Below are 19,560 nucleotides of genomic sequence, written 5' to 3'. Positions count from 1 at the left end.
CTTTCCGCCCTTTGGGCCGAGGTAGCACCATGCAACTCATCGATATCGGCGTCAACCTGACCAACCCCAGTTTCGCCGACAAACACCAGGCCGTGCTTGAGCGCGCCTATGAAGCCGGGGTCTGCCAATTGGTGTTGACCGGTACCAGCATCGAGGGCAGCGAACAGGCGCTCGAACTGTGCCAGCATCTCGATGAAGACGGGCAACGACTGTTTTCCACCGCCGGTATCCACCCCCACAGCGCCAGCGACTGGACCGCCGACAGTGCCCGGCACCTGAAGGATCTGCTCAAGCAGGACCGCGCCCGCGCGGTGGGTGAATGCGGATTGGACTTCAACCGTGATTTTTCTCCGCGCCCCCAGCAGGAAAAAGTCCTGGAGGAGCACCTTGCCCTCGCCGTCGAGTTGCAATTGCCAGTCTTCCTTCATGAGCGCGACGCCGACCAGCGCCTGCTGGAAATCCTCCGGGATTTCCGTGACCGATTGCCCGCCGCGGTGGTGCATTGCTTTACCGGCGAGAAGAAGGCGCTGTTCAGCTACCTCGACCTGGATCTGCACATCGGTATCACCGGGTGGATCTGCGATGAGCGCCGGGGCACGCATTTGCATCCCTTGGTGCGCGAGATTCCCCGCGGCCGGCTGATGCTCGAAAGCGATGCGCCGTACCTGCTGCCACGCACCCTGCGGCCCAAACCGAAGAACGGTCGCAACGAACCGGCCTACCTGACGGAGGTGTTGCGCGAAGTGGCCTTGCACCGGGGCGAAACCCAGGAAGACCTGGCGGCCCACAGCACGGCCTGCGCCCGGGCGTTTTTTGGGTTGCCCGATATCTCAGATTGAACGCATCCCATGTGGGAGCGGGCTTGCTCGCGAAGGCGGTGGTTCAGCCAGCACAGCAGTAACTGACCCAACGCCTTCGCGAGCAAGCCCGCTCCCACAACGACTCGCCGATATCCGTTGACCCACATCAAAACCCAGTCTTCCGAATAGCAGCAAAATAATGGCACCTTGCCAAAACTGTTTCCGCTATCAGAGAAGACCTTCCATGGGTGCCTGGCTTAGCAATATTTCGCTGAAATACAAATTCTGGGCGGTCAACGCCGTCGCCTTCGCCACCACATTGCTCCTGGTGCTCTATGCCATGCACCTTGAACAGCAGGTCCGAGGGGTGAGCCTGGGCCAGGTCTTCGGCGAGCGGTTCGGTCAATACGCCATGGCGGTGTTCGTGCTGATGCTGGCGATGCTTGGCGCGTCGCAATTGCTGATCCGCTTTCTGCTCAGTCAGCTCAACACCTTGAAAGACGTGATGCTGCACGTGGAGAAAACCGGTGACCTGTCTGCCCGCGTGCCGTTGGCCTGCAAGGACGAAGTGGGCCAGATGGCCGCTGCGTTCAATGCCATGCAGGCCGGCTATCAACGCGTGGTCGATACCGTTGCCAGCACCGCGCGGCAACTGGACAGTGGCGCGGCGCGACTGGCGTCGAGCATGAACGAAGTACGCCACGGCATGCTCGGCCAGCAGAGCGAAACCGATCAGGCCGCCACGGCGATCAACGAAATGTCGGCCACGGTTTATCACATCGCCCAGCACGCCGGCGCCACCCGCGACCTGTCGAAAACCACCGACACCCTGGCCGGAAATGGTCGCGAAGTGGTCAGCCGCGTGCAGCATTCGATCACCGGACTGTCGACCGGCGTCCAGCAGACCGCCGAAATGATCCAGCGCCTGGCCGAAGACAGCCAGAAGATCAACGGCGTGGTCAGTGTGATCCACAGCATCGCCGAGCAAACCAACCTGCTGGCGCTCAATGCGGCCATCGAAGCGGCCCGTGCCGGCGAGATGGGACGGGGCTTTGCCGTGGTGGCCGACGAGGTGCGCAACCTGGCCAAGCGGGTCCAGACCTCCACGGATGAAATCACCACCATGGTCTCGGCCCTGCAGGCGGGAACCCGCGATGCGGTGGATTTCATGCAGGAAAGTTCGCACAAGGCCGACGACTGCGTGCAACAGGCTTGCGAGGCCGGAGAGGCACTGGCGCAGATCACCGAGGCGGTGGCGCAGATGCGCGAGAGCAACACCCAGATCGCCGTCGCGGCTGAACAGCAGAGCCATGTCGCCGAAGAAATGAACCGGGCGGTGGTGAGTATTCGCGACGTGACCGAAAACACCGTGCGCCAGACCGTGGAGTCGGCGACCACCAGTCATGAACTGGCCACGTTGGCGGGAGAATTGAACAAAGCGATCGGGCAGTTGAAACTCTAAATATTGAATTTCCGGGTGTGCCTTTGTGGCGAGGGGATTCATCCCCGCTGGGCTGCGAAGCAGCCCCCGAATCCGGTGCTTTGTTAGATCAGGTTGATCGCATCCAGGTATTTGGGGGGCGCTCCGCACCCCAACGGGGATGAATCCCCTCGCCACAAAAAGTCTTTTCGCTATCAGCGCCTATCGCGATGATAGCCAACCGCGATTCGCCGCCCTGCCCGGCCCGACCTATCCTTGGGTTATTCGGTTTCACGAACTCAAGGAACAGCATCATGGGCAAACGTCACCCCAACCTTCCGGCCTGGCAATGGCGCGCCTACCCTGAAAATCATCGCCACCCGACCAACCTGGTCTTGCACCTGATCGCGGTGCCGCTGTTCATCGTTGCGTTTTTGCTGATTGTGTCGGGTGTGTTCAGCCTGAGCCTGGGCGATGTCGCCATCGGGGTGATCGGCGTACTCGCCGCGCTGGGCTTGCAACGCCACGGCCATAGCCTGGAAACACAGGCTTCCGAACCATTCAGTGATCGCAAAGACGCCGCGTCGCGCCTGCTGGTGGAGCAATTCCTGACCTTTCCCCGGTTCTTCCTCAGCGGCGGATGGTGGCGCGCCTGGCGCGATCGCCACCACCATTGAAGGACCGCCTGATCAGCCGAAAATCGTCACCGTCTGCCGGCTCATGGCGATCAGCCGGCCATCGGCGCTCCAGAATTTCGCCGCGACATGACCGTAACCGTCCTGGGCATGTTCGATCTCGGCGAGATACTGGCACCAATCCAATGTCGAGAGCTCCAGCAATGGCTGGACGAATTCGATGGTCCAGGTAAGCGTGCTGCCCGGCGCCATCTGGGTGAGGTGCGGCAGCAGCGCTGGCGGCCAGGCGTCCACCAACGCCAGGATGTGACCTTCGTCCAACGGCTCTTCCTTGACGTCCCCGCGCAAGCGCACCCAGCCTCCCATGCTGCGGGATTTGTTGCCGGTAAATGGCAATCCTCCAACGCTCCAACGCATTGCCAAATGACGCATGAACTCCGGGGTTCCGCCCTTGATGTAAGGCAACTCCTGGCACAGCTCGACATCCTTGAATTCAGGCGCGGGGTCGGCCTGCACCGCCACGACGGAAGATCGCGACGCGCCAAAGCTGCCTTGCACCACCGTCACGACCTGGCCGTTCTGCACGGCACGGCCCAATACCTGGCTGACGGCCTTGCCTTCGCGCAACACATCGACTTGAAAACTGACCGGCACGTCGGGCTCGACCGGACCGACAAACGTGATCGCCAGCGAACGCACCGGGCGATCCGCCGGGACGCATGCACGCATCGCCTCGTATTGCAGCGCCGCGACCAAGCCACCAAAGCTGGCACGCCCCTGGCCCCATTCAGGCGGGATCACCACGGCGTCTGGCTGATTGCGCACGGCATCGATCAAATCGGAAAAGCGCATGTCGACCTCAGAAGCAGGAAAAAAGATGAAGGGATCTTAACCAGCCCGCACGAGCAGTACAGCGCTCATTCCGGCCAAAGAGACTGACAGAAAAGCCGCGGGCCAAGAATCCACCGCGAATATCCTGTGGGAGCGGGCTTGCTCGCGAACGCGGTAGGTCAACGCATACGCTGTGACTGCACGATCGCAATTCGCGAGCAAGCCCGCTCCCACAAGGAGAACATGCAAGATTCAGGATTTATCGAAGCAACTGGCAATCAATTTATCCAGCACCCGATCGGACTTGGCCTCGGCCTTTTCCATGGTGATTTGCCAGACCGGTACACAGGGTTGCAGGTCGGCTTCCTGCTCGGCCCGCGCCAGCCACTGCCAGCAATCGTGCCAATCGCCCAATGCGCCCTGGGCGGACTTGAGCCGTGGCATGGCCGCCTCCGGCAAGCGATCGAGTTCAGGATAGGCTTCGATGGCGTAGCGCACGCGCTTGATCAACAGGCGCAGGCGATGACGGTCATGAGCCGGATCACGCAAGGCCTCGCCGAGTTTTTTCCATTGTTTGTCGAGGCGTTTTTCGATGCGTTTGCGCAGCCCGTCGAGCAAGCCCTGGCGCTGGGCTGCACGGATGAAGCGTGGGAACGCGTCGAGAATCATCAACAGCTGCGCCAGCTCGGGGCTGCCGGCCACGGCGGGATACGCCTCGGCCATTTGCACCTGGCGCCGCTGCGCCGCCTCGGTCTTGCCGTGCTTCTCGAGATAGGCCGCCAGCACTTCACGGTCGCGCAAAGGCGTGGTCAGGCTACCGACTGCCGACGCGGCCGTTTCCAGCTGCTCGACACCGGGCAGTCCACGCAACGGACGAAGCAGGCTGCGCAACCGACGGACCGTGGTCCGCAGGTCATGCAATGCTTCGCTGTCGGTTTGGGCGTTCAAGCGGGCCTGACAGGCCAGCAGGCGGACTTCCAGGCCCAGTATCCGGGCCACCAGCCGATCGATCATGAGACGTACTCCGTACGCAGCCTCAAGCGATAAGCTTCAAGCGGCAAGTGGAGCGGCGCCCTCTTGAAGCTCAAAGCTTAAAGCTTGCAGCTGCCTTTATCATCTTCCTGCGCGGGATTCGCGGATGTAGAAGCGGGCCTTCTCGGCTTTTTTGGTGCAGCCTTCATACGCTTCGAATTGCTGCTGGGTCTTGGCACCGGTCAGCAACGACAGGGCCTTGGAGTAGCTGACGGTACCGGCGAATCCTTCGGCCTTGGCCAGGTCAAGTTCACGCCATGCGCTGTCGAGCTGGCTGCCGCAACTGTCGCGGTAAGCGGTCTTGCTCGGCGCAACCGGCCAGGGCCAGAACCATCAAGGATGCCATCAGGGGCAGGCAGATCCGGGCTTTCATCGATAACACCTCAAGTCAGGTAAACAGTCGTGCTGGTATGACGGCTTTGCCGATAAAAAGTGCCTCGGCTCGACCGGTATATTCAAGTGTGGACGAGAATACGCAAATGCCGTCGTGGCGTGTCAAAAAACGACGTCTACGCCACAACGATTTGAGCCGGGCCGTCGATCAGTGCATTGTTGACGTCTGTTCGACGAGAGGCCACCTCATGACAAAACGTGTCGCATTGGTATTGGGCTCGGGCGGCGCCCGGGGCTACGCCCATATCGGAGTGATCGAGGAGATCGAACGGCGCGGCTACGACATTGCCTGTATCGCCGGCTGTTCCATGGGCGCCGTCGTCGGTGGAATCTATGCCGCCGGCAAACTCGAGGATTACCGCAACTGGATCGAAAGCCTCGATTACCTGGACGTGTTGCGGTTGGTGGACGTCAGTTTTCGCCTGGGGGCGATTCGTGGTGAGAAGGTGTTCGGACAGATCCGCAAGATTGTCGGTGAACTCAATATCGAAGACCTGCGCATTCCCTATACGGCGGTCGCCACCGACCTGACCAACCAGCAGGAAATCTGGTTCCAGGAAGGTTGCCTGCACCAGGCGATGCGGGCCTCGGCGGCCATTCCCAGCCTCTTCACCCCGGTCATGCAAGGCAACCGCATGCTGGTGGACGGCGGCCTGTTAAACCCATTGCCGATCGTGCCGGTGGTGTCGAGCCATTGCGACCTGATCATCGCGGTCAACCTCAACGCCACCAACCAGAAACAATACAGCCTGCCAGTGATCCAGCGCCCCGCGGCGTTCCGGCGTCGCTTCGACACCTTGGTCAGTTCCCTGGGGTCACGGCTGCCGTTTCGCCGCAAACAGGCCGAGCAGTTGCTGCTGTTGGAACAGGAAGCGCTGAAGGCCGAAGCAGCCGATATCAACCCGTGGATCGAGTCCGCCGAGCCCGAAGGCCAGCAGCCTGCCGCCGCGCCGGAAACCGAAGGCGCACCGAGATCCGCCACCGGCTCGTTCATCATCGACAACGTCGGGCCGGCGTCCTTGCTGGACCTGATCAACCAGAGTTTCGAGGTAATGCAGACGTCGTTGGCCCAGTACAAGATCGCCGGTTATCCACCAGATGTGCTGATCAACGTGCCGAAGCGAGTGTGCCGGTTTTTCGAGTTCTACAAGGCGCCGGAGCTGATTGCGCTAGGGCGGGAGATTGCCAGGGATACGCTGGATCGGTATGAGCGTGAGCAGAGCTGAAAGTGTTTGTAGACTTTTTGTGGCGAGGGGATTTATCCCCGCTGGGCTGCGAAGCGGCCCCAAAAAAGTATCAGAAATGGATTTTTCTCCTGACACTCCGAGTGATGAAATTTTAGGGCCGCTTCGCAGCCCAGCGGGGATAAATCCCCTCGCCACAACAGCGCTTGGCTTTAGATCTCAAAGGTGATCAAGCACCCTCCTCCAACAACCGATACCCCACTCCCGCTTCAGTCACGATAAACCGAGGCCGGGTCGGGTCGTCGGCCAGTTTCTGGCGCAGGTGACCGACGACGATGCGCAGGTAGTGGCTGTCTTCAACGTGGGTCGGACCCCAGATGTCCTTGAGCAATTGCTGCTGGGTGATGACCCGCCCCGGATGCCGCGCCAACTGCGCCAGCACCGCGTATTCCTTGCGGGTCAGGGCCACTTCGGCGCCGTCCAGCAGGACCCGGCGATAAGCCAGGTCCACCGTCAGCGGGCCCAACGTCAATGCCGCTGGCGGTGCTTCGCCTGCTGGCGCCTGTCGCAGTAGCGCACGCACCCGGGCGAGGAACTCCTGGATGCCGAATGGCTTGGTCACGTAATCATTGGCGCCATTGTCCAGCGCCTCGACTTTCTGCGCTTCGCTGGCGCGTACCGACAGGACCAGCACGGGCACCGCCGACCATTGGCGAAACTCGCGCAACACTTGCTGGCCGTCCATGTCCGGCAAGCCCAGGTCGAGCACCAGCAGATCCGGCTTGTTCAACGCCGCCTGGGCCAGGCCCTCGGCGCCCGTTTCGGCTTCGAGCACCTTGTAGCCTTGGGAGGCCAGGCTGATGCGCAAGAACTTGCGAATCTGCGGCTCGTCATCGATGACCAAAAGGGTCGCGCTCTGGCTCATGGGTTCCATTCATCACAATCAAGTCGCGAGAGCATAACGCAGCGCCGGTCAGGCTTCATCGTCCATGCCCGGTTGTGCCTGCAAGGGCAAGTGCAAGGTGATGCAGGTGCCGCGCCCGTCGAGGCCGTCGCCGACGCTGATCCGCCCGCCATGGGCACCGATCATGCCCTGGCAAATCGCCAATCCGAGCCCGGTGCCTTGCCCACCGCGATCACCGCGGGCAGCGGTGTAGAACATGTCGAAAATCTTCTCGCGCTCTTGCTCGGGGATGCCTGGCCCTTCATCCGCCACGGCGAACAAAACTTCGTCTACCGTCGCCTCGGCACTGAGCAACAATCGGCCGTGGACCGGGGAGAACCGCGCGGCGTTCTCCAGCACATTGACCAGGGCCTGCTCGATCAGCGCAGCGTGGACATACAACAACGGCAAGCCGGCCGGCACTTCGACGCTGACGGCCAGCGGCGCCAGCACCGCACGCAAGCGGTTCAGGGCACTGCCGACGATGTCGGCCGGCGACACCCAGTCCCGGGCCAACTTCAGGGCGCCGTGACCCAGGCGCGTCATGTCGAGCAGGTTCTGGATATAGCGATCCAGCCGCTCGGCCTCATCGCGGGTGCCTTCGAGCAGTTCGCGACGGTCCTCGATCGGAATCGCTTCGCCCAACGCCAACAAGCTGTCGATGCTGCCGCGCATGGACGTCAGCGGCGTGCGCAAATCATGGGAGACAGAGGCGAGCAAGGCGCTGCGCAATTGTTCGGTTTCGCCGTGCAGGCGCGCCGCCTCCAGGTCCTGCGCCAGTTGTGCCCGGGCCAGCGCCTGGGCCAACGGCTGGCTGAGGGCCGCCAGCCATCGCCGTCGCTGGTCGCTGAGCGGCTTGCCGTCTTTCGTGCAGACGCCGAGCAACCCCAGCGGCTCGCCCTCCGCCGACAAAGGCCACCACCACCAACGCCCGGACGGCAGCGTCGCGGTACCGGCGCCGGCCGGTTGATCGTGTTGCCACGACCAGTCGGCGGCGGCGCGCTCGGCCTCGTTGAACGTCAGCGGTTCGGGGGTCTCGACTTTCCAGCCAGCCGGGCCGTCCCGATTGAGCAAGCACAGTTGCAAGTCGTACTCGCTGTTGAGATGGAGCACGGCGGCGCTGATCACCGCCTGGCGATCGGTCGCGGCGGTCAGTTTGCGTGACAAGTCGAGCAGCTCCCCGGTTTCCTGCTGGGTGTCGCGCAGCGCCTGCAACTGGCGCCGCTGGCGGGCCGCGAGGTTGCCGGTCAAGGCCGCCATCAGCAGGAAGAACACCAGCGTCAGCACGTCCTCTTCGCGTTGAATCGTCAGGGAAAAATTCGGCGGAATGAACAGGAAGTCATAGGCCAGGAACGACAGCGCCGCACAGGCCAGCGCCGGGCCGAGGCTGCTGCGCACCGCCACCAGCAACACCGCCATCAGAAACACCAGGGAAATGTTGGGCAACGCCAGCAGCCCGGATATCCCCCAGGCCAAGGCGCTGGCCACCACCGTCGCCACCAGCGCCAGCGCATAGTCGAAACCGGTCTGGACGGAACCTGCACGCTGGCGGGCGGGTGGCGGCGATCCATCGCTGTCCAGTACGTTGATTTCCAGGCCACGGGCGTTGCGCAACAGGCGCGACGCGAGGCCACCGCCAAACAGGTTCCGGCGCAGGCGTGGCCGGGACTGGCCCACCAGCAGCAATGTCGCGCGACGTTGCCTGGCGTGTTGGATCAAGGTCTTGGCGACTTCGCCAGCCCGCAGCAGCACCACTTCCCCGCCGAGCCTTTCCGCCAGTTGCTGGACGTTTTGCAAGCGTTGGCGCGACGCCTCGTCCCGTGTCGCGCCGTTATCCACGTGCACGACGCTCCACGGCAGATGCCGACGCTGGGCGACCCGACTGGCGTGGCGCACCAGCCGTTCAGCCCGCACGTCGCCGTCCACGCCCACCAACAGCCGTCCCTGTACCGCCGGAGCCGACTGGCCCAGTTGTCGATAGCCCTGGGCCAGATCGTTATCCACCTGGGCGGCGGCGGTCTGCATGGCCAGTTCGCGCAAGGCGGTCAGGTTGGTCTGGGAGAAAAACGCATCGATCGCGGCCCGGGCCTGTTCCGGCACGTAGACCTTGCCGTCGCGCAAGCGCTCCAGCAGCTCGCGCGGTGGCAGGTCGATCAACAACAGCTCATCGGCTTCCTGCAATACCCAATCCGGCAACGTCTCGCGCACCTGCACGCCGGTGATGCCGCGCACCTGATCATTGAGACTTTCCAAGTGCTGGACGTTGACCGTGGTGTAGACGTCGATGCCAGCGGCGAGCAGTTCCTGGATGTCTTGCCAGCGCTTGGCGTGGCGACTGCCGGGCGCGTTGCTGTGGGCCAGTTCGTCCACCAGCACCAGGCTCGGGCGGACGGCGAGCAGGCCGTCGAGGTCCATTTCCTCAAGCATCACGCCGCGATATTCCGAACGTACCAATGGCTGCTGCGCCAGGCCATTCAACAGCGCTTCGGTCTCGGCGCGCCCGTGGGTTTCGACGACCCCGGCGATGACGTCCGTGCCTTGACGCAACCGGGTGTGGGCCGCTTGCAGCATGGCGTAGGTCTTGCCGACGCCCGGAGCGGCGCCCAGGAAGACCTTGAGACGGCCACGGTCGTGGCGCGGCAGGTTGGCTAACAGTGCATCGGCGCGGCTGGCGTCGCTCATGCTATGTCTCTTGTTTCAGGGATGGAATTGAGCCTCTGTGGGAGCGAGCTTGCTCGCGATGGCGGTCGTTCAGCCGCCACTGTCATTGACTGACCCACCGCTATCGCGAGCAAGCTCGCTCCCACAGGTTTTTACAGTTTTTCCAGGGCCATGTTCAGCGCCAGCACGTTCACCACCGGCGGGCCTACCAAGGGCCGCTCGGTGTTGTCATCGAGCAACTGCTGCAATGTCGACACCGGCACATTCCTGGCGGCGGCGACACGCGCCAGTTGATAGGCAATCGCCGCCGGAGGCAAGTGCGGATCCAGCCCACTGCCGGAGGTGGTCAGCAGCGCCAGGGGCACCGGTCCCTGGCCGGGCACTTGCAGCTTGTGGGCGTCATCGATCACGCGGGTGGCCAGTGCCGGGTTGCTGGGCGAAAGATTGCTCGCGCCGCTGGCCACCGTGGCAAAGGCACCTGCCGAGGGGCGCGAATGGAACCAGCCATCGCCGGTGAAATCCTGGGCGATCAACCGGGAGCCACGGACCTTGCCGTCGGCATCATGAATCAGGCTGCCGTTGGCCTGGTCCGGGAAGGCGACTTGCGCCACGCCGGTGACGAGCAATGGGTAGGCGACGCCGGTGAGCAGCGTCATCAGGAGTAACAGGCTCAAGGCCGGGCGAATCAAAGTGAACATTTCAAATCCTCAGTTGAAACACAGCTTGGTGAGTGAACACACATTTGTGGCGAGGGGATTCATCCCCGCTGGGTTGCGCAGCAGCCCCAAAAGAACCGCCACATTCATGTCTGACTACCGCAATCACAATCTTGGGTCTGCTTCGCAGACCAGCGGGGATAAATCCCCTCGCCACAAAAAAACTCACACCCAAGGCTCAAACCAAGTGCAACCCCGTCAATAACAAATCAATCGCCTTGATCCCCACGAACGGCACCGCGATCCCGCCCAGGCCGTAGATCAGCAGGTTGCGCCGCAGCAAGGCCGCCGCGCTCGCTGCCTGCACCCGCACGCCGCGCAGGGCCAGGGGGATCAGCACGACGATGATCAAGGCGTTGAAGACGATGGCCGAGAGGATCGCGCTCTGCGGGCTGCTCAGGTGCATGACGTTCAGCACGCCAAGCTGCGGATAGATCGAGGCGAACAGCGCCGGCAGGATCGCGAAGTATTTGGCGATGTCATTGGCGATGGAGAACGTGGTCAGCGCGCCACGGGTGACCAGCAATTCCTTGCCGATCTGCACCACGTCCAGCAACTTGGTGGGATCGCTGTCGAGGTCGACCATGTTGGCCGCCTCGCGTGCGGCCTGGGTGCCGTCGTTCATCGCCATGCCCACATCGGCCTGGGCCAGGGCCGGAGCGTCGTTGGCGCCGTCGCCGCACATGGCGACCAGCCGGCCATCGTTCTGCTCATGGCGGATGCGCGCCAGTTTTTTCTCCGGCGTGGCCTCGGCCAGCACATCATCCACGCCCGCTTCGGCAGCAATCGCGGCGGCAGTGAGCGGGTTGTCGCCGGTGACCATCACCGTGCGGATGCCCAGCTTGCGCAGCTCGGCAAAGCGCTCGCGGATACCGGGCTTGACCACGTCCTTGAGGTGAATGGCGCCGAGCAATTTGCCGTCCACGCAGACCAGCAACGGCGTGCCGCCGCTCTGGGCGATCTTGTCGACTTCCCGCGCCAGTGCAGTGGGCAGCCCGTCACGGGGCAGGCCGATGAAACTCAACAGGGAATCCACCGCGCCCTTGCGATAAACGCGTCCTTGATAATCCACGCCGGACAAACGGGTTTCGGCGCTGAAGGGCACGGCGGTCAGCGCGTCCAGAGCGGGTTCGGCCTGCGGATGCAACCCGCGTAGGTATTCGACGATGGACTTGCCCTCGGCCGTGTCGTCAGCCAGGGAGGCGAACAAGGCGCCTTCGGCCAACGCCTTGGCGCTTACGCCTGGGGCCGCATAGACCGCGGCACAGCGGCGATTGCCAAAGGTGATGGTGCCGGTCTTGTCCAGCATCAGCACGTGCACATCCCCTGCCGCCTCTACCGCGCGGCCGGACTTGGCGATCACGTTCAAGCGCACCAGGCGGTCCATCCCGGCGATGCCGATGGCCGACAGCAATCCGCCGATGGTGGTGGGGATCAACGTCACCAACAGCGCCACCAGGAACACCAGCGGCAGGCTGCCATTGGCAAAGTGGGCGAACGGCTGCAGCGTCACCACCACCAGCAGGAAGATCAGCGTCAGGCCGATCAGCAGGATATCCAGCGCCACTTCGTTCGGGGTCTTCTGGCGTTTGGCGCCTTCAACCAGGGCGATCATGCGGTCCAGGGTGGACTCGCCGGGATTGCTGGTGATGCGCACCAACAACCAGTCGGAGACCAGGCGCGTGTTGCCGGTGACCGCCGAGCGATCGCCGCCGGACTCACGGATGACCGGTGCCGATTCCCCGGTAATCGCGGCCTCATTGACCGCCGCGATGCCTTCGATCACTTCGCCGTCACCGGGGATCATCTCCCCTGCCGCGACCCGTACGACATCGCCTTTGCGCAAGCGGGTGGCGGGTACGACTTCAAAGCCGTCCGCGGTCTGGCGACGAGCGCTCAAGCCTTCGCTGCCGGCCTTGAGGCTGTCGGCACGGGCCTTGCCCCGACCTTCGGCCAAGGCTTCGGCGAAGTTGGCGAACAACACGGTGAACCACAGCCATAGGGCGATTTGCGCGGCCACGAAAGTCGGCACGGCGCTGTCGGGAACCAGGCACAGCACGGTGGTGAGGATCGCGGTGAGCTCCACCACCAGCATCACCGGCGCACGGTGCAACTGGCGCGGGTCAAGCTTGACGAACGCTTGCACCAGCGCTGGCCGCCACAGGGCTGACAGATTGGTTTTGGCTTGCTCCGGCGCCTTGGCGACGACGGTCTTGCTCATTGGCATGTTCATCATCAACTCCTCAGAAACCCAGGCTCAGGTGTTCGGCGATCGGGCCGAGAGCCAGGGTCGGCAGGAAGGTCAAGCCGCCTACCAGCAGAATGGTCACGGTCAACAGCGTCACGAACAGCGGGCCATGGGTGGGAAAGCTGTTCTGGCCGATGGGCGCGGTTTTCTTCAGGGCCAGGCTGCCAGCCAACGCCAGCACCGGCAGGATGTAGCCGAAACGACCGATCAACATGCCCAGGCCCAGCATCAGGTTGTGAAACGGCGTGTTGGCGCCGAAGCCGGCGAACGCCGAACCGTTGTTCGCCCCCGCCGAGGTGTAGGCGTAAAGCAACTGGCTGAAACCGTGGGCGCCAGGGTTGCTCACCGCCGCGGCAGGGCCGGGCAGGCTCGCGGCGATGGCGCCGAGCACCAGCACGCTCACCGGCATCACCAGCAGCGTCACCACCAGCAACTGCACTTCCCGGGCGCCGAGCTTCTTGCCCAGGTATTCCGGCGTGCGACCGATCATCAAACCGGCCAGGAACACGGCAATCAGGACATTCAGCAACATCCCGTAGAGCCCGGCGCCGACACCGCCGAAGATCACCTCGCCGACCATCATGTTGACCAGCGCCACCATCCCGCTCAGCGGATTGAGGCTGTCGTGCATGGCGTTGACCGAGCCGTTGGACGCCGCCGTGGTCGTCACCGACCAGAGTACCGTGGCGGTGGTGCCGAAGCGTGCCTCCTTACCTTCCAGCGGCGCAGTTTGTTCGACGGCTGCGTCGTCGAGGGCTGGATTGGGTTGGTATTCGGCCCACAGCGACGTCGCCCCGCCGATCAGGAACAAGGCCAGCATGCAGGCGATAATCGCCCGGCTCTGGCGCAGATCCTTGACGTAATGACCGAAGGTGAACACCAGCGCCGCCGGGATCAGGATGATCGACGCGACTTCGAAGAGATTGGTCCAAGCGGTCGGGTTCTCGAACGGGTGCGCCGAATTGACGCCGAAGAAACCACCGCCGTTGGTGCCCAGTTGCTTGATCGCAATCTGGCTGGCCGCCGGACCGAGAGGAATCACCTGATCGACGCCCTGCATCGTCACCCCATGCACATAATGCGCTAAGGTCTGCGGCACGCCCTGCCAGACCAGGAACAACGCCAGCAACAGGCACAGCGGCAACAACCCATAGAGCGTGGCACGGGTCATGTCGACCCAGAAATTGCCCAGGGTCGTGGCGGACTTGCGCCCGATCCCACGGCACAGCGCAACCAGCACGGCCAGGCCCGTGGCGGCGCTGACGAAGTTCTGCACGGTCAGGCCGATCATCTGGCTCAAGTAACTGAGGGACGCCTCACCGCTGTAGGACTGCCAGTTGGTGTTGGTCATGAAACTGACCGCCGTGTTGAACGCCTGGGTCCATTCCATGCCGGGCAGGTTTTCAGTGTTGAGCGGCAAATGCCCCTGTAACAGGAGTACGGCGAACAACAAGGCGAAACCCGCCAGGTTGAAGGCGAGCAAGGCCAGGGTGTACTTCTGCCAACTCTGCTCGGTGGTCGAATCGACACCGGCCACCTTGTAACAACACCTTTCCACCGGACCCAGCAACGGGGAGAGCCAGGTGCGCTGGCCTTCCATCACCCGATAGTAGAACCGCCCCAGGAAAGGCGCGGGGATCAGCACCAGCGCGAAAAAGCCGAGGATCAGCCCGTAGTCATAACCGTGCATAGCCGCTCCTAACCCCGGTCCGCGCGCAACAGCGCAACCAACAGATAAATGAACAGCGCCACTGCCAGCAGCAGCGACACCCCGTCCAGAACACTCATGGGATTTCTCCGTGGTACGGCGTCGTGCCGTGTGTGGAGGGATTGTCGGCAGGGAGGGTGTAAAGGTGCGAGATCGAGGGTGGGGTGGGGGAATAAAGAATCTGTAAAAATTGGTTTCTTGGTTGCCCGGGTGGACCTCATCGCGAGCAAGCTCGCTCCCACATTGCTCGGGCTGGGAATGAAAATTCGGAGCCACTAAAGATCCCCCTGTGGGAGCGAGCTTGCTCGCGATGAGGCCAGCCCAGGCACCGACGCTCCGAACTGGGGCACAAACCCAGGCGATCCAGCCGCGAACATCCCCGATACGACACGATTCTCCCCATTACGACCGCCCGAACCATACTGGCACGTCCACTGCACTGCCCTCCTCCAGCGCTTTTGCTACTTATCGAGGGGGAGCCACCAATGAACACACAACTAAAACCCACCCTGGGCACCCTGCACTTATGGGGCATCGCCGTCGGCCTGGTGATATCCGGCGAATATTTCGGTTGGAGCTACGGCTGGGGTGTCGCCGGCACGCTGGGCTTTCTGGTGACATCGTTCATGGTCGCGGCCATGTACACCTGCTTCATCTTCAGCTTCACTGAACTGACCACCGCCATTCCCCACGCCGGCGGACCGTTCGCTTATAGCCGCCGGGCCTTTGGCGAAAAAGGCGGTTTGATCGCCGGACTCGCGACGTTGATCGAATTCGTCTTCGCCCCGCCTGCCATCGCACTGGCCATCGGCGCCTACCTGAACGTGCAATTCCCGGCGCTCGACCCGAAACACGCCGCCGTCGGCGCGTACATCGTGTTCATGGGCCTCAACATCCTCGGCGTGAAACTGGCCGCAACCTTCGAATTGATCGTCTGCGTACTGGCCGTCGCCGAGTTGCTGGTGTTCATGGGCGTGGTTGCGCTCGGCGTTCAGCTTCAGCAACTTCGCCCTGAACGGCTGGGCCGGCTCCGACGTGTTCGGCGCACCCGCCATTGCCGGGATGTTTGCAGCGATCCCCTTCGCGATCTGGTTCTTCCTCGCTATCGAAGGCGCCGCCATGGCCGCCGAAGAAGCCAAGGACCCGAAACGCACGATTCCGAAAGCCTACATCAGCGGCATCCTGACCCTGGTGGTATTGGCCATGGGCGTGATGTTCTTCGCCGGCGGCGTGGGTGACTGGAGCACCTTGTCCAACATCAACGACCCGCTGCCCCAAGCCATGAAAGCCGTGGTCGGCGAAAGCTCCGGCTGGCTGCACATGCTCGTCTGGATCGGCCTGTTCGGCCTGGTAGCGAGCTTCCACGGCATCATCCTCGGCTACTCGCGCCAATTCTTCGCCTTGGCCCGCGCCGGCTACCTGCCCGCCTTCCTCGCCAAACTCTCGCGTTTCCAAACCCCACACCGCGCCATCATCGCCGGCGGACTGATCGGCATCGCCGCCATCTACAGCGACGGCCTGATCAACCTCGGCGGCATGACTCTCACCGCCGCGATGATCACCATGGCCGTGTTCGGCGCCATCGTCATGTACATCATGAGCATGCTCAGCCTGTTCAAGCTGCGCAAAACCGAGCCCAACCTGGAACGCACCTTCCGCGCGCCGGGCTACCCGATCGTGCCGGGCATCGCCCTGGTCCTGGCCGTGGTGTGCCTGGTGGCGATGGCTTGGTTCAATGCGCTGATCGGCTTGATCTTCCTCGGCTTCATGGCGGTGGGTTTCGTGTACTTCGTGATGACCGCACAGTTGCGTGCCGACGCTCCGGCCGATGCGATGTTGACCGGGCTATAAGGTGAGCCAGGCATAACCGGCGTAGTATGGAACCACTGCGAACAGTCTTCGCTCATAAGTGGTACGGGCAATGACCAGCGAAATACTCGTCTGGCCATTGCCCCTCAAGGAGAGCCCTATGCCCTGGTATGCCTGGTTAATCTTGATCGTCGCCATCGGCTCGATCGTGGGTGGTTTGATGATGCTGCGCGACACCGCCAACAAGGTTGAGCTGACGGACGAACAGCGCAAGCGTGTTGCCGAACGCAATGCGGAAATGGATGCGAAAGAGGCGAAGGATCGCTGACTGCTTGCTGCGCATCACTCTGTGGCGAGGGGATTTATCCCCGCTGGGGCGCGTAGCGGCCCCAAAACGTTTGAACTCGCAGTTTTAGAGTCAGGATCACTCCCGTAGGGAGAGGGCTGCTACGCAGCCCAGCGGGGATAAATCCCCTCGCCACAGAGGGCAATGCCTTGCCGCGTCAGCAGTGTTATTTCTCCCAATCCGCCTTGGCAATATGCAACCCGTGCAGCCCTTTGTAAGCCGCCCGCTCCGGCTGACTCCAGCCTTGTAGCAACGAATCCTCCAACCGATAAATCTCCACCCCCAGCGGACGACAAACGCTTAAAGGATCCTGCGCTTCCGGCCCCCACATCGCCAGCGACAGATCCCCTCCAGGACAAGTCGACAGCGCACACAACAAATCAATCTCGGCAAAAAACTCCAGGTAGTCGCCCTTCTGCGCCGGACACGCCTTCATGAAATACATGTCGTCATGATTCAGCCCGGTGCACTGGAAGATATTCAACACGTCATGCACATCGAACTCCGTCAGGCCGTGGGGCAACACCGCACGGGTCAGGTTCGAGTGACAGTGATGATGGAAATCCTCACCGGTCAGCTTCTTGTTCACATACGGGTCACAGCGCGTCCCCAACAAATCGTGCAAGCGCCCTCCATGTTCGTCGATGCCGTAAGCCGCCAAGCTATCATCGGTGATCGTTACCAATGGCCGCAGGAATGGCAGGTTCGACCACAACCGATCATAGGTGCTGACATGAGCGCCTTGAAGCTGACGAGTACGAGCCGCCCATAAGCGCTCCCGCGGATCGTTGGCATTCCAGACGTTGAAGTCCCCCACTTGCGGACCGACCGGGGTTGTCACACGGAAGACATGACCGGCCGGCACATGCCAGGCACGGCCGGTGCGGATTGGGACTTCGAACTGCTCGATCAGCGTGCGCTTGTCCTGCTCGGTGCGGATGCGGTCGTAGAAGGGTTTGTCCACTTGCAGGGCGGAGCCTTTGCTGACCTGGTAGGCGGCTGGGTAGTCTTTGTACATGACGCGAGTCCTTTGATCAGTGAGGGTTGGCGGGAGTCAGCAGATGCAGAAGCAACTGCTCGGAATCGTCGAGGTAAAGGCTCAACTCGTCGTGGGCAGCGCGCTTGTTACTTTCGGCCAGCAAATCGTGGATCTGCCGGTCACGGGCAAGCCACGGCGCCTGGAAACGTGCCTCATCGGGGGCGGAACAAAACACCAAACGCAGCTGCGCCACCACATTAGTGAAGAACTCATCGAGCAAGGGACTGCGCATCAGCCCCACGATGTGCTGATGAAAGGCCAGACCGTGGGTGCCCACCGCTCGCCAATCTTCGCGCTCGCGAGCCAGCTCGGCGGCCTCCAAGGCTTCGAGCATGCGGTCGGACTGGTATTCGCTCAGCGGATTGCTAGTGAGAATGGCCTGGAGTTCCAAGGTGCGACGGACCTTGAACACGTCGCGGACGTCGTCGACACCCAACCTGCGGACCATGACCCCTTTGTTACGCACGTAACGGGTCAAGCCCTCCTGACCGAGACGGTGTAACGCTTCGCGAATGGTGTTGCGAGAAGCGTTGTAGGCTGAGACCAGGTTGTTTTCGATCAGCGCCATGCCGGGGATGAGGCGGCCGCCGATGATGTCGGCGCGGAGTTCGAGGGTGATCTGGTCGGCTAGGGAAAGGGGGTAGGTCATGGGGGGCCTTGGATTGTTGAACAATCGGTTGGCGTTAGGTAATCAGTTTTTGTGCCAACCACGACAACGCACGGAACAATTCAACTGCATTCGCTGAATAGCAAAAAGGCCAGTCATCCGACTGGCCTCCCTTAAATAACCTTCAGTTCACTTCCAGCTTGTCACGATTCCTATCGAGAATCGCCTTGCCGATGCCCTTGACCTCAAGCAATTCGTCCACCGACGAGAAAGGCCCATTATTCTCTCGATACGCAACAATCGCCTCGGCCTTGCCCTTGCCTATCCCTGACAGCTCGCGCTGCAACGTTGCGGCATCTGCCCCGTTCAAATCCACCTTGGCGCCTTGCGTTTTCGCTGGCTGCTCCACCGCCAACGGCGAAGATACCAACTCCGGCTTGACCGCTGGGGCAGCAATAACAGCAATCGAGGCGCTGGTGAGGAAGGCAAAAATCAGCGAGTAGAAATAGCCTGTACGCATAAGTGACGCTCCATGACATCGTTGAGAGAGAAGCAGCTTTTCCGAAGCTGCTTCTCAAATTTAGACGATAGGGGGGAGCTGTCAAAAGTGTGTACGTTACTGTTTGTGTAATAATTGAAAATGAGTTCTGCCTTCACGTCGCTGCTAATTTTATTAGGTCGCAATCGTACCCTTTGAACAAAGCGAGCCGAACGGTATCGGGTCCTACGGTTGCCCTTTTTTTGACCACGCACATGTCATACCATCTCAGTGTTCTAAAGCCGCTGCGCGCTCACCGCTATTTGCCCCACTTACTATGGTGATTTAGGAACAGAGAACAGGCACTGCAACCTTCATATCAACTTTGACCTAAGCTTCAGCCCTTCAATGGATTTTTTCGACAGCCTATCGGCTTAGGAAAGAGGTTGGCTTTCCGATACAGAGAGGCTTGATAGTGGAACTCTTGTATAAATCGGCACAGACCAATCGCTGATTATTCGCATGGAGTGTGAAATTGTGGGTCGATCGCGCCTTCGCACAGTGGTTACGTAACAGCGAGCCGCGGTATCGATGCTTTACACGCAAGCATGCCGAGGTCTTTTCTCATAATCTCGTAGCCTCTCCAAGCTGAGCTGAATGTAGTCGAGCAGCTACGTATAGCGTATGATGTGCGGGCAGGCGTAACTCAA

The 19,560-nt window shown here is 61.8% G+C and carries 16 protein-coding genes and 2 pseudogenes; 6 read left to right on the top strand and 12 right to left on the bottom strand.

Annotated features, from left to right (window positions below):
• Positions 1–29 precede the first annotated feature (29 nt).
• The 3 genes from AB4N42_RS12090 (at position 30) to AB4N42_RS12080 (ending at position 2,897) form a co-directional block, all read left to right on the top strand.
• Complete coding sequence (locus AB4N42_RS12090) at positions 30–839, top strand: TatD family hydrolase (RefSeq protein ID WP_198797289.1); 810 nt, start codon at positions 30–32, stop codon at positions 837–839.
• A gap of 205 nt (positions 840–1,044) precedes the next feature.
• Entirely contained in the window at positions 1,045–2,262 is a 1,218-nt protein-coding gene (locus AB4N42_RS12085; protein WP_217860024.1) for a methyl-accepting chemotaxis protein, read from the top strand.
• A gap of 272 nt (positions 2,263–2,534) precedes the next feature.
• Positions 2,535–2,897 (top strand): DUF962 domain-containing protein, encoded by a 363-nt coding sequence (locus AB4N42_RS12080; RefSeq protein ID WP_030141854.1) that lies wholly within the window; start codon positions 2,535–2,537, stop codon positions 2,895–2,897.
• Positions 2,898–2,909: 12 nt separating this feature from the next.
• On the opposite strand, the gene AB4N42_RS12075 is transcribed toward AB4N42_RS12080, so the two are convergent.
• The 3 genes and pseudogenes from AB4N42_RS12075 to AB4N42_RS12065 form a co-directional block, all read right to left on the bottom strand.
• A complete protein-coding gene (locus tag AB4N42_RS12075; RefSeq protein WP_460116249.1) occupies positions 2,910–3,707 on the bottom strand; it encodes an acyl-CoA thioesterase in 798 nt (265 codons plus the stop codon).
• A gap of 231 nt (positions 3,708–3,938) precedes the next feature.
• The gene (locus AB4N42_RS12070; RefSeq protein ID WP_030141852.1) at positions 3,939–4,700 is read right to left on the bottom strand and encodes a CHAD domain-containing protein; all 762 of its coding nucleotides are present in this window, start codon (positions 4,698–4,700) and stop codon (positions 3,939–3,941) included.
• A gap of 99 nt (positions 4,701–4,799) precedes the next feature.
• Positions 4,800–5,091 (bottom strand): annotated as a pseudogene (locus tag AB4N42_RS12065) (hypothetical protein).
• 208 nt (positions 5,092–5,299) lie between these two features.
• Between AB4N42_RS12065 and AB4N42_RS12060 the strand changes: the two are divergent.
• Complete coding sequence (locus AB4N42_RS12060; protein WP_460116248.1) at positions 5,300–6,337, top strand: patatin-like phospholipase family protein; 1,038 nt, start codon at positions 5,300–5,302, stop codon at positions 6,335–6,337.
• Between the two features lie 187 nt (positions 6,338–6,524).
• Here the strand turns inward: AB4N42_RS12060 and AB4N42_RS12055 are convergent, their stop codons facing one another.
• The 6 genes from AB4N42_RS12055 to kdpF all read right to left on the bottom strand — a co-directional run bounded on the left by AB4N42_RS12055 (position 6,525) and on the right by kdpF (position 14,651).
• Positions 6,525–7,220 (bottom strand): response regulator, encoded by a 696-nt coding sequence (locus tag AB4N42_RS12055; protein WP_181288862.1) that lies wholly within the window; start codon positions 7,218–7,220, stop codon positions 6,525–6,527.
• A 48-nt stretch (positions 7,221–7,268) separates the two neighbouring features.
• Positions 7,269–9,920 carry a DUF4118 domain-containing protein gene (locus tag AB4N42_RS12050; RefSeq protein WP_460116247.1) on the bottom strand — a complete coding sequence of 884 codons (2,652 nt, stop codon included), beginning with the start codon at positions 9,918–9,920 and terminating at the stop codon, positions 7,269–7,271.
• A 131-nt stretch (positions 9,921–10,051) separates the two neighbouring features.
• Entirely contained in the window at positions 10,052–10,597 is a 546-nt protein-coding gene (gene kdpC / locus AB4N42_RS12045; protein WP_460116246.1) for a potassium-transporting ATPase subunit KdpC, read from the bottom strand.
• Between the two features lie 196 nt (positions 10,598–10,793).
• Positions 10,794–12,848, bottom strand: coding sequence for a potassium-transporting ATPase subunit KdpB (gene kdpB, locus AB4N42_RS12040; protein WP_198797578.1), 2,055 nt, complete (start codon positions 12,846–12,848; stop codon positions 10,794–10,796).
• A gap of 10 nt (positions 12,849–12,858) precedes the next feature.
• Positions 12,859–14,553, bottom strand: a complete 1,695-nt coding sequence (kdpA, locus tag AB4N42_RS12035; protein WP_460116245.1) for a potassium-transporting ATPase subunit KdpA — start codon at positions 14,551–14,553, stop codon at positions 12,859–12,861.
• A gap of 8 nt (positions 14,554–14,561) precedes the next feature.
• Complete coding sequence (kdpF, locus tag AB4N42_RS12030; RefSeq protein WP_032863112.1) at positions 14,562–14,651, bottom strand: K(+)-transporting ATPase subunit F; 90 nt, start codon at positions 14,649–14,651, stop codon at positions 14,562–14,564.
• Positions 14,652–15,056: 405 nt separating this feature from the next.
• Here kdpF and eat point away from each other — a divergent pair.
• Together eat and AB4N42_RS12020 are read left to right on the top strand one after the other, a co-directional pair.
• Positions 15,057–16,422 (top strand): annotated as a pseudogene (eat, locus tag AB4N42_RS12025) (ethanolamine permease).
• A 118-nt stretch (positions 16,423–16,540) separates the two neighbouring features.
• Complete coding sequence (locus AB4N42_RS12020; protein WP_003183831.1) at positions 16,541–16,708, top strand: DUF2897 family protein; 168 nt, start codon at positions 16,541–16,543, stop codon at positions 16,706–16,708.
• Between the two features lie 184 nt (positions 16,709–16,892).
• Here the strand turns inward: AB4N42_RS12020 and AB4N42_RS12015 are convergent, their stop codons facing one another.
• The 3 genes from AB4N42_RS12015 to AB4N42_RS12005 form a co-directional block, all read right to left on the bottom strand.
• Positions 16,893–17,744 carry an urea carboxylase-associated family protein gene (locus AB4N42_RS12015; protein ID WP_460116244.1) on the bottom strand — a complete coding sequence of 284 codons (852 nt, stop codon included), beginning with the start codon at positions 17,742–17,744 and terminating at the stop codon, positions 16,893–16,895.
• A 16-nt stretch (positions 17,745–17,760) separates the two neighbouring features.
• On the bottom strand, positions 17,761–18,414 hold the full coding sequence (locus AB4N42_RS12010; RefSeq protein ID WP_460116243.1) for a GntR family transcriptional regulator: 654 nt from the start codon (positions 18,412–18,414) through the stop codon (positions 17,761–17,763).
• A 142-nt stretch (positions 18,415–18,556) separates the two neighbouring features.
• A complete protein-coding gene (locus AB4N42_RS12005; RefSeq protein WP_460116242.1) occupies positions 18,557–18,892 on the bottom strand; it encodes a ComEA family DNA-binding protein in 336 nt (111 codons plus the stop codon).
• Positions 18,893–19,560: the final 668 nt, after the last annotated feature.

The sequence above is a fragment of the Pseudomonas sp. H2_D02 genome (assembly GCF_054677635.1).
The sequence above is the reverse complement of the archived record's forward strand: the minus strand, read 5'-3'. Positions and strand labels throughout refer to the sequence as shown.